This is a genomic window from Streptomyces triticisoli (genome assembly GCF_003270085.1).
GTDB classification, from domain to species: Bacteria; Actinomycetota; Actinomycetes; order Streptomycetales; family Streptomycetaceae; genus Streptomyces; species Streptomyces triticisoli.
The window spans coordinates 1-12,598 of record NZ_QFDQ01000058.1 but is presented as its reverse complement, the minus strand read 5'-3'; the positions used below and the strand labels follow the sequence as shown (position 1 = coordinate 12,598).

Genomic DNA, 12,598 nt, shown 5'->3' with positions numbered 1-12,598 from the left:
GCGGTGCGACGCGAACCGGTCGGGGGCCGCGACGGCGGCCCTGAGCCATTGCCGCGATCTTGTCCGGATCATGTCCGGGTCGTCTGGTGCCCGCCCCCTGGGGTGACGGCCGGCCGCTGGAAGGCGCCGGCGGGGCGGGCGGGGGCCGGTGGGCGGTCCGGGAGGAAGACATGGGCTCGGGCCGCCAGCCACTCGGCCTTGTAGCGGTCGACGTTCCGGTGCCAGTTGAGGATGCCGGCCATCCAGTTCTGCAGGTCGGCGACATAGCCCCGCAGGGTCGCGCGGGCGTCCTCCGACAGTTCGAAGTCGTCGTGGAGGATGGGGAGTTCGTGTGCCACGACGTGCTCGAACTGGCGCATGCGCTGGGTCATCAGGTCGTGGACGACGGCGAGCGCGGCCGGGTAGTCGATGCCGAAGAAGTGCTGGACGACGAGGATCGCGTTGTGGATCTCGCCCTCGTACTCGATCTCCTTCTGGTACGAGAAGACGTCGTTGAGGAGGCAGGCGTAGTCGACGGCCGCGTTCTCCAGGGAGCGGACCGGGCCGCTGCGGTAGACCTCGGGCGGGATGGCCGGGCCGTGGCCCATCCGGCACAGGCTCAGGGTGAGGTCGGCGCCGAAGGTGGCGCGTCGCATCTCCAGGTAGTCGACCGGGTCGGGGACGCGGTTCTGGAGCTGGTTGGACAGCTCCCACACCCAGCTCAGGGCCCGCTCCATGGCGTTCACGGGGACGAGCGGCGCCTCCCCCTCGACGGGCATGCAGGCCGACAGGCGGGCCGTGGTCACCTTCGCGGCGGCCAGGTCGCGGCGGTGGCCGTGGACCAGTGGGTAGTAGTCGTCGCCGTAGGTGCCGAAGGCGAGCCACCGCGCGCTCAGGTCGAGGGCCTCGGGGGTGGCGTCGGGGTCGATCCCCGCCGAGCACAGCGCCAGGTCGTAGGCGGCGAGCTTGTCCTCGTCCCACACGCCCTCGGCGAGGATGCCGGTGCGGTGGCACCACTCGGCCAGGGTGCGGCGGGCCGCGTCCAGGTGGGGACTGAGCTGCAGCGGGTACGGCATGTACAGGTCGGGGATGCGGGAGGGGCCGACCTTCTGGAAGGGCACATGGGTGTAGGCGCGCAGGCTCCCCCACTGCCTGAACGGCGTGGGAGGTGCCCCCACGGCCCCCGCCGCCGCGAGCAGCGTGGCCACGTCGGCCGCCGAGGTGCCGGGGCCGGACGGGCGCTGCCAGGGGTTGGTGGAGCGGGCCCGTTCGTTCATGTACCGGCTGGAGCGCAGGTGCCACTCGTGGCCGCCGGACTGCCAGTCCTGCAGGCCCTTGGTGTACGCCGCCACCGCCGCGACCTCGTCCGGGGTGAGGCCCGCCTCCGCGGCCAGCGCGGGGACCTCGGTGAGCGCGGTGTGCTCGAACTGGTGCAGCCGGGAGGTGAGCACGTCGTTGACGCAGTCGGCGGCCTCCTGGGTGGTGCAGCCGAAGAAGGTCTCCAGGACCAGGACGCCGTTGCTGAGCTCCCCCTCGTCCTCGACCTCCCGCTGGTAGGAGAACAGGTCGTTGCGCAGGTGCACGGCGTCGGAGAACGTCTCCATCAGCACCCTGAGCGGCCGGGACCCGGCGGCGGCGGCGGGCACTTCGGCGGTCGCGTACTCCACGAGCCCCGCCGACCAGGGCGCGCCGCCGACCTTGCGGCGCATCTCGATGTACTCGACGGGGTTGGCGATCCGCCCCTCGTTGATGTTGGACAGCTCCCACAGGGACTCGTTCAGCAGGTGCTCGGTCGCCACCGCGAACCGCCGGCGCCAGCCGTCCGACATCGACGGCACCGTACGCGCCCACAGGTCGGCGAGGCCGGCCTCGACCGGGTTCCGCGGCTCGGGCACGGGGGTGGCGAGGTCCAGCGGCATGAACAGGGGCAGCCGGTCCAGGTGTTCCTTGCCGCCGGCGCGGTCCTGGCCGCGCTTGAAGGTCTCCAGGAAGTGGTCGTCGAAGAAGAAGACCCACACGTACCAGTCGGTGATGAGGGACAGGGCGGGTCCGTCGCAGTCGGGGTGGGTGCAGGCGCAGAGCAGTCCGTAGTCGTGCGCGTCGAGGTCGGCCTGCTCCCAGATCCCGGAGCCCTCCAGCATGCCCATCTCGCGCGCCCACCGCGTCGAGTGGGCACGGGCCTCGTCGACGTGCGGGTTGAGCCGCGCGGGATACGGCATGTAGAAGTGCGGGAGTTCGAAGGGCTGCTGCGTCATGGCCGGGCCCTACCCGCGACACTCCGGCACCATCCGCGGGCCCGGACCCGATCACACCTTCGCGTGAACCGGCAGGTGAACAGGGGTGGTTCTCAGGTCACCTCGGGTCTCCTCAAGTCTCCTCAGGTCACCTCAGGTCACCTCGGGTCTCCTCAGATCCTGACCTGGATCAGCGCATGCGTGCCGCCGATGCGCCAGCGCCCGTCCTCGGCGGCGTCCAGTGCGGCCTCGGTCGACGCGTCCAGGCCGGTGATCACGTCGGACTTCAGGGTGCGCAGGGCGGCGACGGGGCCGGGGAAGTGGTCGGTGACGTCCGCGAAGGGCGTGGTCGGCGGCCACAGTTGGTCGCCGACCAGGCGCCGGTAGTTCAGGTCGCCCTTGAACACGGTCAGCGTGGCCGCGGCGAACTCCTCGCGCAGATCGCCGGACACCGCGGCGTACGGCAGCGGGGAGCAGGAGAAGGGGTGGGCCCGCACCGTGAGCCGGCCATCGGTCATCGCCGACCACAGACGGCGCCCGTATCCGGCGGCCGCCCCGGGAGCGGCGGTCAGCCGGTGCACGGCGTCGACGACGTCGGCGGTGGTGGCGTCGGAGACGTAGTACGGGTACGGCTTGACGTGCAGGACCGCCCGCTGGACGTGGCCGTGGGCGAGGAGGTGGGCGACGAGGAGGAGGTCGGGGACGAGTTCGCGGCCGGCGTTGTCGGCGACCAGGCAGAGCGTGCCGTCGGCCGGGGAGGGCGGCAGCAGCGACCAGAGCGTTTCGCTGTCGTCGGCGACCAGGCCGGGGACCGGTCCGGCGGCCCGCTCCGCCTGAGCGCCCGCCGCCGAGAGCCGGAAGCCCAGATCGGCGCGGTTGCCCCAGAGGGAGCCGTGCAGCAGGGCGGTCGCGCGCCGCTCCGGCGGCTCGCTCTCCAGCGCGTCGAGTGCCGCCAGTTCCTCGTCCGTCTCCGGGGAGTCGAGTTCGGCGAGTTTGAACGGGCGGAAGGGGTCGATGCCCTGCCAGGGGCCGGGCGCGAAGTAGCCGACGGCTTCGAGGAGCCGGCGGTAGAAGTAGCTCTCGGACCACAGCCACGGCACGTCGAACCAGGACCGGCCCGCGTACCGCCCGAGCCCCCAGGCCTGCCAGCGGTCCCGGTCGTGCGCGTCGGCGGGAAGCTCCTCGATCACGCCCTTCGTGCAGCTGTCCAGCAGCGCGTCGAGGGCACGGTGCTGCTCGGGGCCGTAGGGGAAGGCCTCCCGCACCTGTCGGACGATGGCCGGGTGCCGCTCGGCCAGCACACTGTGCGGGAAGGAACCTGGTTCGTTGCCCAGAAGCACGGGGGCGGACGGGATCGAGGGCATACGCCTCACCGTACCGCGCGGGTCATACGGCGACGATCTCCCGCTCCAGCCGCGTGGCGAGGCTCAGATAGCGGGGGCGCCGGTGCACCGGGACCAGGCCGCGGATCAGGAGGTGCCACATCTCGGTCGTCCTGCGCGGCAGCCGCGCGACGGGTTCCAGGGGCCGGCCCGCGACCCGGGTGCCGACGAAGAAGCAGACCAGGGAGTGCGCGACGGCGTGCACGTCGACGTCCGGCTGGATGTCGCGCTCCCGGGCGGCGCCGAGGAGTTTGCGGGTGATGATCTCCAGCCACTCGGTGAAGGGGTGCCGCAGCGGTGGGCGTGCCTCGACTCCCCCGGTGGCGAGCCGCAGGCCGGCGCGGGTGACCGGGCCCTCCACGGCGAGCCGGGTGAGCGCGTACGTGATGCGGATCAGGGCCTCCAGCGAGGAGCCGCCGCGCCCGTCCACGTCACTGGTCACCTGGCGGGCGGCCCGGGACTGCAGCTCCATGATGGCCTGGGCCAGGTCCTCCTTGGCCGCGAAGTGGAAGTACAGGGCGCCTTTGGTGACGTTCGCGTGTGCGACGATGTCGCTGAGGCTGGTGCGCTCGTAGCCCTTCTGGTCGAACAGGTCGGCGGCGGCTGTGATGATCGTCGCGCGGGTCTGCTCGGCGCGTAACTGCCTCGGCATCGACAGGACACTCCCGGGGCCGTGATGGACGGGGCATGCCGTTTGTTCTCACTCGCGTACACGATAACTCACCGCCCCGCGGCGTCCGTTCGCCCCCCCCGGGGATCACTCGCGCCCCAGCGTCGGCTCACTTCCGGTCAGTCGCCCTGAACGCGTCGGGGCCGTCACCCGTACTGGACTCCGGCACACCGTTCCCGCGCCGGCCGAGGAGACGCCCCCCATGACTCGGATGACCGCACCGCTCAAGGGTGTCGCAGCCACTGTGGCGGCGTCGGCCCTGCTCACCCTGTGGACGGCGGGGCCCGCCCGGGCGCACGGCGCCCCGACCGATCCGGCCGGCCGGGTGTTCGCCTGCTCGCCGGACGGAGGCGGCAGGGCCGGCTCGGCCGCCTGCCGGGCGGCGGTCGCCGCGAACGGCGCGCCCTTCACCGCGTGGGACAACCTGCGGGTGGCGAACGTGGCCGGCCGGGACCGTCGGATGATCCCCGACGGCAAGCTGTGCAGCGGGGGCCTGCCCGCCTACAAGGGGCTCGATCTGCCCCGCGGCGACTGGCCGTCGACCCCTCTGGTGCCGGGCGCCGGGCTGACGATGAGGTACGCCTCGACGATTCCGCACCGGGGCACGTTCAAGCTCTACCTGACCAAGCCCGGCTACGATCCGACGAAGCCGTTGACGTGGAAGGACATTCCGGCACGGCCCTTCGCCGAAGTGACGGACCCCGCGCTGACGGGCGGGGCGTACCGCATCGGGGCGACGCTGCCGGCCGACCGGACGGGCCGGCATGTGCTGTTCACGATCTGGCAGAACAGCAGCACGCCGGACACCTACTACTCGTGCTCGGACGTGATGTTCGCGAAGGCGACGAGCGGGAAGTCCGCCCCGGCGAAGGAGACGAAGGGGGCGAAGGAGACGACGGTGCCCGCGCGGCAGTCGGCGGAACCCACGCGGCAGACGACGGAGCCCGCGCAGCGGACGCCGGCCTCCGCTGTTCCGCGGGTGCGCGCCGGCGCTCCGGACAACGGTCCCGTGGCGTCCGGGACTGGCACCGGCTCGGGTCCCTCCGCGCCACTGCTGGCGGGCGGCGCCGCCGCGGTGCTGATGCTCACCGGGGGCGCCGCTCTGGTCCTGCGTCTGCGTCGGCGCTGAACCGCGTGACACGTCGGGTCAGTTGACGTAGACGGGCGCTCCGGCGTCAGTGACCGGGGCGTACTTGGCGGTCCGGTCGGCCTTTCTGGGACGGGTTGCTGCTCACACTGGGCGGGGCGGAGATCCTGCTGACCGAGAAGGCCTCGCTGAAGGTCGTCCTGCACATCGGGATGCAGGGGCTGGCCGACTACCTGCTGCCCGCGCTGATGGTGCTGTGCGGGCTGCTGACCGTTCCTAGAGACTGAGCGGTAGCGGGTCCTGTTGCCAGGACTCGTGCTCAGCCGAACGCCCCGAACGGTGTTGGGCGTTCTGGTCTCCCGCGTTCACTCCGCGGTCCGGTGGCACGGATCGTGTCCGCGGTCCGGGAATGCGGGGGCGGGTTTCCTCACGCCCCAGGGCATGCCGGCCGGCCTGGACGGTCCGATGCCCATGCACATCACTCCGGTGTGCACGGGGCGGTGCCGTCCGACGCCGGACCGGATGCCCTTGGGCGCGCCTTCCGATCGCCACGGCGGCAGCATCGTGGCGCGTGGTCTTGCGCTTCTTGCTGGTGAGGGGCCCTCGCCAGTGCTGGGCGCCCCAGGTGGAGGTGTAGGCCGGGTCGACGGCGATGACCGCAATACCCGTCTGCTCGGCCATCGAGGTCAGGCGGGCACGGAGCCTGCCGGTGGGCAGGCCGGCAATCAGCTGCCGGAACCGTTTGCGCCTGCCGTGCTTCTCGCGGGTCTTCTCCGCCGTGAAGTCCAGGTCCTCGACGGCGATGGCCTTCACGCCGCAGGCCTTGGTCCAGTGCAGCAGCCGGGTCAGGGCGTGGCGGACCTGGGCGTCGCGGTGGTCGGCCGGTCCGGACAGGTCGTAGAAGAATCGGCGCGGGTTCCCCATCGGGTTGCCGTGGATGTCCAGGCGCCAGGCGGCGAGGTGGTCGGCGTTGGTGTCCACGCCGATCGCCCCGTCGGCCAGGGCAGCGGCCAGCGGGATGGCCGGGGAGACGGGCAGCTGCCAGGAGGCGGTCAGGTACCAGCGGCTCCGGACCGGGTCGTAGCGGATGCGGTAGGCCACCGCCCGGTCGGCCTCCACGCGGTCGGCCCAGTCCTGCCCGCGGTGCGCGAACCGCACCCGGGAGGCGAGGACGTACCGGCCGTGCGGGGCGTTGGCCAGATCCTTGAGCGGGGTGGGCAGCCGGAGGCTCACCTCACCGTCCGGGCTGATGCGGATGGTCTCGTTCCCATACCGCTTCCCACTCTCACCGTCGGCCTGCAGGAACCACCGCGCGGCCTGCCAGCGCCGGCGCCACTGGTTCTCGGTGAACCGGGCTGTGGGCAGGTGGTGCCGGGTGCGGGCCAGGCGTTTGCCACCCCGCACCACGCGCACCGTCCCGGCCTGCCACTCGGCGCGCGCCCGCTCCAGCCGCTCCTCCAGCACGTGCAGACGACGGGTCTTGGCGTGCCACTCCCGCTTGCTGCGGTAGCCGCCCGGCGCCTTCTTCGAGCCCTTCTCGCCGACGGGCAGGGACAGCCGGTGGCGGAGGGTCCGCACCCCCGCTTCCAGGGACTGGATGTGGGCGAGCTGCCCACGTCGTACCAGCGCCCACTGGTCATGCGTGGCCTTGGTGATCGCCCCGGCCCAGCGGGCGGACGACTGCGGCGTCAGCTCCCGCTTGCGCACCGCCCACGCCTCCGCGTCGTGCTCCAGGCCGTCCCGGCAGCGCGCTTTGAGGTCGCGGGAGGCCAGCGCGCCCAGATGCGCCCCCACCAGCCGCAGCACCTCCTCGTCCGCGGGCGGAAGGTGCTTGAGTCGGGTACGGATCGCCACCCCGGAGGGACCGGGAACGACGAACGGCGCCGCAAGCTCCCGCAGCAGTCCGCCCACCCCTACACCCCCGATCAGTCCGCCCCGGAAGACCCGCTCACCCCACTCAACGAGCACCAACCGCAAAGGTCACACATGCGACAGGGGAACCCTCATGCCCCGGCCACAACGACAGCATGCAGCTCCGGATGCGGCCGCCAGTGCCCACTCGTGCACGCCAGAACACACTCCCGCTCAGCCAAGCCCCAGCAGCTCCCACCCCTCTTCAACCCGGCCCAGCGCCTCTTCTACTCCTGCACCGGCATCCTGCTCTCCCTGGGCACCTGGGTCACCTCCAACCTCGGCGGCTTCTTCCTCGGCCTGCTCCTCGGAGCGACCGGCAGCTGCCTGATCTTCGGCTGGCTCCCGGACCAGGAACCACGGCGCACCCGCGGGAGGCGGCGGGCGCGGTCGGCGTCCACGGCGCCGGGCGACGAGCCGCCGCCCTCGTCGGTCACCGGGCCGCGGGCTCGGCCGACGTCCACGCTTCCGGCCGACTGACCGGGCAGACCGCCGGAAACGTCACGCCTCTCCCGCCGGCTCGGCGGTCGCCCTGCAGACCGTCGAGCGCGGCGGCCTCCTGCCGCGGGGCACGACGCGAGCCGATCCGGCACCGGCGGGCGCACGGCACGCGCGCGTCGTACGCCCGCCCGGCCCCGGACCACCCGGCTCCGGACCACCCCGGCCCCGGGCCACCCTGCCCCGGGCCACCTGGGTCCGGGCCGCCCGGGTCGGGCGCTGCGGACGGGCGGACCCGGTCCGCCGCGCTCAGTGTCCCGTGGTCGGCGGCCGGGGCCGGGTCGGTGTGGGTGCGGGTGCGGGTGCGGGTGCGGGGGGCACAGGCTCCGCGGCGGGGTGGACGCGCGTCGGCTCCGGCGGGGTGGACCGCGCCGCGTCCTCGTCCTTCATCGCCTTCGCCTCGCTCTTGAGGATGCGCATCGACCTGCCGAGCGCCCGTGCGGTGTCGGGCAGCTTCCTGGAGCCGAACAGGACGATGACCACGATCGCCACGACCAGCAGGTGCCAGGGTTCCAGTCCGTTGCGGAACATGACCGGGTCCTCCCTTTCCTCGGGCCCTTCCTGTGTACGCCCCCGCCGGCCCGCCCGGCAACGACTGCCGGCCTGCGGGCTCTCGAACACCGCAGGCGGGCTGCGGGCTCGGAGACCGCGGAGACGGCGTGCCGGGGTGTCGGCGGTGCGGGAGCGGACGAGTCCGGTGACGTCGCCCTCGCCCCGGGCCGGCGCCCACACGACGTGCAGCCGGGCGGGCGAGGCGAGCGGCCCGAAGGCCGAGGCCGCCTCCGTGAGCACCTCGGCGGGCGGCTCCTCGAAGCCACCGCCGGCTGCCGCCACGGCGGTGTTCCTCCTGTTTCACGTGTTTCACGCGCGGCCGTACGAGCCGCACCGGTTCAGGCAGTCGAACACGGCCGGAACCCGCCGGAACTTATCCGGCCCTCCGTTAGTTTCTACATTGCTGTAGATCCGGGCCGGTCCCGGATCCGGACCGTGTCCGCACCCGACATCACGACCTCACACTTGGAGAGCAGATGGCCCTGTGGGACCGCATCAAGGACTCCGCGACGCAGATGCAGAACCAGCTCGTGGCGAAGAAGAACGACCTGAAGAGCGGCGCCTTCCGTGATGCGAGCATGGCGATGTGCGCGCTCGTGGCCGCCGCCGACGGCACCGTCGACCCCTCGGAGCGGCAGCGCGTCGCCCAGCTGATCGCCACCAACGAGGTCCTGCAGAACTTCCCGGCGGACGACCTGCGCCGCCGCTTCGAGGAGAACCTCGACAAGCTGACCTCCGACTTCGACTTCGGCAAGGTGAGCGTGTTGCAGGAGGTCGCCAAGGCGAAGAAGAAGCCCGCCGAGGGCCGTGCCGTGATCCAGATCGGCATCGTCATCGGCGGCGCGGACGGCGACTTCGACAAGACCGAGCAGGCCGTGGTCCGCGAGGCCTGCTTCGCTCTGGGCCTGCCGCCGCACGAGTTCGACCTCTGAGCCGACCCGGGCGGAGAAATCGGCGGAACGCCACGCGGCTGCCGGGGACGGCAGGAAAGATCACGATGCGGCACCGAGAGCCGACCACAGGATCAGATCACTTGACTACCTGCGGTCACACAGGGTTGGCTCCGCCTCAGCGAGAGTAACCCGGGGGGCGTACGTCCCCCGGGATCCGCCCGTGCTCTCGTGGATCCCCATGCTCGGCCGTGCAGCGAGGTGCCCCACCCTCATGAACACTCCTCCCCCGCCTGAGGCCTCCCGCAGAACCGTGCGCGGCACGTCCGTGGCGGTCGTCGCCGCCGTCTGCCTGCTCCTCGCCGGCTGCTCCGGCGAGGCCGGCGGCTCGGGCAAGGACGGGGCCGGGCGGCCGGGCGGCGCGCGCATGAAGGTCGCCCTGGTCACCCACGGGGCGCCGGGCGACGCCTACTGGGACCTGGTGCAGAAGGGGGCCCAGGTCGCGGCGGCCAAGGACGGCATCGAACTGACGTACGCGAACGACGCCGATCCCGCGGGGCAGGCGGCACTGGTGCGGGACGCCATCCGTGACAAGGCCGACGGGATCGCCGTGACGCTGGCCAAGCCGGAGGCGATGAAGGGCCCGATCGCCGAGGCCAGGGCCGCCGGCATACCGGTGGTCGGTCTCAACTCCGGTATCGACGCCTGGCAGCCGGAAGGGGTCCTGGGGTACTTCGGCCAGGACGACAGCCTCGCCGGCCGCGCCGTCGGCGAGAAACTGAACGGCCTCAAGGCCAAGCACACGCTGTGCGTCATCCACGAGCGGGGCAACGTCGGCCTGGAGGCGCGCTGCGCCGGCCTGAAGAAGACGTTCGACGGCCGGACCCAGATGCTGTACGCGGACGGCACCGACATGAACGCCGTGACCGCCTCCGTCTCCGCGAGTCTGCGCCGGGATCCGAGCATCGACGAGGTCGTCACGCTGGGCGCCCAGTACGCGCTCGCGGCGGTGAAGTCGGTGAAGGAGACGCGCAGCAAGGTCCATGTCGCCACCTTCGACCTCAACAAGGACCTCGTCGCCGCGGTACGCAAGGGGGATGTCCAGTTCGCCGTGGACCAACAGCCCTATCTGCAGGGCTACCTGGCCGTGGACGCGCTGTGGCTGTACCGCACCAACGGCAACGTCAGCGGTGGCGGTGTGGCCCCGGTGCTCACCGGCCCGGCCTTCGTGACCAGGAAGAACGTGGCCACGGTGGCGAAGTACGCGGCCGACGGCACCCGTTGACGCGGACACCGCGCGTCCACCGGCTCCTTCTTCGCCGCCCCCGTCCCCGCTTCCCGCTTCCCGCTTCCCGCTGATCGCCTAGGACGACGATGTCTCCACGGACAGGTGCACGGCGCCGTATCGGCTCCATACGTCTTTCCCTGATCCTGCTCGCGCTGGTCCCCAGCGTCACTCTCGCCGCCATGTGGGGGATGACGACGACGCAGATGTTCTCCGAGGGCCTTCGCCTCCGGTCGCAGACGCAGCTGAGCAGGTCCACCGGTGCCATGGGCACCGAGGCGACGCTGGCGTTGCAGCGCGAGCGCAGGCTGTCGGCCGTCTGGCTGGCCACGGGGCACGGCTCCCGGGCCGAACTGGACGCGGCCCGCAGGCAGACGGACACGGCGGTCGCCAAGCTGGTCGGCCAGACGGACGCGATCCGCGAGACGCCGTCCCGCATCAGGGACCGGATGTACTCGGTCGTCGCCTCGGTGGGCAGCCTGGAGTACTACCGGGGCCAGGTCGACAACCCCACCGACATCACCCCCGAGCAGGCGCTGGACCAGTACACCTCGATCATCGGCGACCAGATCCACGCCTTCCGGGAGCTCTCCGAGGTCGACGACGGCGACCTGACCTCGCAGGCCGGGCCGCTCGTCGCGATCGAGCACGGGGCGGAGCTGATCTCCCAGCAGGACGCCCGGCTCACCCTGGCCTGGCCGGCCGGGCACCTCGACGACGAGGCCTGGACACAGTTCGCCCAGCTGGTCCACGCGCGCCGCTGGCTGGTCCAGGACCAGATCGTCCCGGTCCTGCGCGACAGCGCCAAGACACAGACCGAGCAGATCCTGCAGAGCGGCGACTGGCAGACGCTCGAACGCGTCGAAAACCAGATCCTGGCCGCCCGGCCCACCGGCCGGGGCGACGCCCGGACGGTCCGGCTGCCGGACGCGCAGCAGCAGTGGAGCGCGGCACTGGCCGGTGTCACCGCCCAGTACGAGCGGATGATCAAGGAGCAGACGGACTCCCTGCTGGACCGCAGCGCCGGCAAGGCGCGTTCGCTGCTGATCACGGCCGCCTCGCTGAGCGCCGCGGGCCTGGCCGCCGTGCTGCTGTGCGCCGTCATGTCCTGGCGGATCACCCGCTCGCTGTCCCTGCGGCTGCGCGGCCTGAGGATGGCCACCCTGAACCTGGCCCAGGAGCGGCTGCCCGACGTGGTCGCCCGCCTCGACCGGGGCGAGAAGGTCGACGTGGACCTCGCGGCCCCGCCGCTGGACTACGGCCACGACGAACTCGGCCAGGTGGCCAGGGCGTTCAACACCGCGCAGCGCACGGCCGTGCACACCGCGGTCGAACTCGCCGACACCCGGCGCGGCTTCCAGAAGGTCATCCTGGGCATCGCCCGGCAGAGCCAGAACCTGGTCAACCTCCAGCTGAGCAAGCTGGACGCGCTGGAGCGCGAGCACACCGACCCCACCGTCCTGCGGGGTCTGTACGAACTGGACTCCATGGCCAGTCAGTTGCGCCGCTACGAGGAGAACCTCGTCATCATCAGCGGCGAGCAGCCCCGGCGCAGCTGGGCCGAACCGGTCGCGCTGATCGACATCCTGCGCAGCGCCGTCGGCGAGGTCGCCGAATACCAGCGGGTGGAGGTGCACACCGACGAGGAGGTGAGCCTCGCGCCGCCCGCGGTGGCCGACGTGATCCACCTGCTGGCGGAGCTCATCGACAACGCGGCCGTCTACTCCGCCGCGCCCGCCCCCGTCGGGGTGCGGGCGGCAATGGTGGCCAAGGGCCTGGCCGTCGAGATCGAGGACCGCGGCCTCGGCATGTCCGAGGAGGAGTACGCCGCGTTCAACGCCCAGTTGGCGGTGGCCCCGAAGTTCGACGTGGTGGCGCTGGCGGACGACCTGCGGCTCGGCATGTTCGTGATCGGCAAGCTGGCCGCCCGGCACGGCATCGCCGTCACGCTGCGCTCCTCGCCGTACGGCGGCACCACGGCCATCGTGCTGCTCCCGCACGACATCGTGGTGCGGGAGACACCCGGCGCCGAGGCGTCGGGGGCCGCGGCCGTCGGCGCCGTCGACGCCGATGCCGTCGGTGCCACGGCCGCCGCCGGGGCCGCCCCGCC

8 protein-coding genes and 3 pseudogenes are annotated in these 12,598 nt (G+C 72.2%); 6 read left to right on the top strand and 5 right to left on the bottom strand.

The window, feature by feature from the left end; all coding sequences use genetic code 11:
• Positions 1-68: 68 nt before the first annotated feature.
• From cyc2 to DEP02_RS10445, 3 genes are all read right to left on the bottom strand, one after another.
• Positions 69-2,234: a germacradienol/geosmin synthase Cyc2 gene (gene cyc2, locus DEP02_RS10455; RefSeq protein ID WP_112467060.1), complete on the bottom strand. Its 2,166-nt coding sequence runs from the start codon at positions 2,232-2,234 to the stop codon at positions 69-71.
• Between the two features lie 152 nt (positions 2,235-2,386).
• Positions 2,387-3,577 carry a damage-control phosphatase ARMT1 family protein gene (locus tag DEP02_RS10450; RefSeq protein WP_112467059.1) on the bottom strand — a complete coding sequence of 397 codons (1,191 nt, stop codon included), beginning with the start codon at positions 3,575-3,577 and terminating at the stop codon, positions 2,387-2,389.
• Between the two features lie 22 nt (positions 3,578-3,599).
• Positions 3,600-4,247, bottom strand: coding sequence for a ScbR family autoregulator-binding transcription factor (locus DEP02_RS10445; protein ID WP_112467058.1), 648 nt, complete (start codon positions 4,245-4,247; stop codon positions 3,600-3,602).
• A gap of 220 nt (positions 4,248-4,467) precedes the next feature.
• On the opposite strand from DEP02_RS10445, the gene DEP02_RS10440 reads away from it, so the two are divergent.
• On the top strand, positions 4,468-5,394 hold the full coding sequence (locus tag DEP02_RS10440; RefSeq protein WP_112467057.1) for a lytic polysaccharide monooxygenase auxiliary activity family 9 protein: 927 nt from the start codon (positions 4,468-4,470) through the stop codon (positions 5,392-5,394).
• A gap of 59 nt (positions 5,395-5,453) precedes the next feature.
• A pseudogene (locus tag DEP02_RS33350) lies at positions 5,454-5,621 on the top strand (DUF6114 domain-containing protein); the annotation flags it as partial.
• A gap of 7 nt (positions 5,622-5,628) precedes the next feature.
• Here the strand turns inward: DEP02_RS33350 and DEP02_RS10435 are convergent.
• A pseudogene (locus DEP02_RS10435) lies at positions 5,629-7,263 on the bottom strand (IS200/IS605 family accessory protein TnpB-related protein).
• Positions 7,264-7,464: 201 nt separating this feature from the next.
• Here DEP02_RS10435 and DEP02_RS10430 point away from each other — a divergent pair.
• A pseudogene (locus tag DEP02_RS10430) lies at positions 7,465-7,743 on the top strand (DUF6114 domain-containing protein); the annotation flags it as partial.
• A 267-nt stretch (positions 7,744-8,010) separates the two neighbouring features.
• On the opposite strand, the gene tatA reads toward DEP02_RS10430, so the two are convergent.
• Positions 8,011-8,292, bottom strand: a complete 282-nt coding sequence (gene tatA / locus DEP02_RS10425; RefSeq protein ID WP_112467104.1) for a Sec-independent protein translocase subunit TatA — start codon at positions 8,290-8,292, stop codon at positions 8,011-8,013.
• A 497-nt stretch (positions 8,293-8,789) separates the two neighbouring features.
• On the opposite strand from tatA, the gene DEP02_RS10420 reads away from it, so the two are divergent.
• The 3 genes from DEP02_RS10420 to DEP02_RS10410 form a co-directional block, all read left to right on the top strand.
• Entirely contained in the window at positions 8,790-9,245 is a 456-nt protein-coding gene (locus DEP02_RS10420; RefSeq protein ID WP_112467056.1) for a tellurite resistance TerB family protein, read from the top strand.
• 232 nt (positions 9,246-9,477) lie between these two features.
• Complete coding sequence (locus DEP02_RS10415; RefSeq protein WP_112467055.1) at positions 9,478-10,488, top strand: sugar ABC transporter substrate-binding protein; 1,011 nt, start codon at positions 9,478-9,480, stop codon at positions 10,486-10,488.
• 89 nt (positions 10,489-10,577) lie between these two features.
• The coding region (locus tag DEP02_RS10410) for a sensor histidine kinase (RefSeq protein WP_112467103.1) at positions 10,578-12,598 on the top strand (2,021 nt) is incomplete at its 3' end.

Excerpts from the sequence above, each read along its gene's own strand:
- DEP02_RS10415 (WP_112467055.1), top strand. The coding sequence starts at position 9,478 with ATGAACACTCCTCCCCCGCCTGAGGCCTCCCGCAGAACCGTGCGCGGC.
- cyc2 (WP_112467060.1), bottom strand. The coding sequence starts at position 2,234 with ATGACGCAGCAGCCCTTCGAACTCCCGCACTTCTACATGCCGTATCCC.
- DEP02_RS10440 (WP_112467057.1), top strand. The coding sequence starts at position 4,468 with ATGACTCGGATGACCGCACCGCTCAAGGGTGTCGCAGCCACTGTGGCG.
- DEP02_RS10445 (WP_112467058.1), bottom strand. The coding sequence starts at position 4,247 with ATGCCGAGGCAGTTACGCGCCGAGCAGACCCGCGCGACGATCATCACA.
- DEP02_RS10450 (WP_112467059.1), bottom strand. The coding sequence starts at position 3,577 with ATGCCCTCGATCCCGTCCGCCCCCGTGCTTCTGGGCAACGAACCAGGT.
- DEP02_RS10420 (WP_112467056.1), top strand. The coding sequence starts at position 8,790 with ATGGCCCTGTGGGACCGCATCAAGGACTCCGCGACGCAGATGCAGAAC.
- tatA (WP_112467104.1), bottom strand. The coding sequence starts at position 8,292 with ATGTTCCGCAACGGACTGGAACCCTGGCACCTGCTGGTCGTGGCGATC.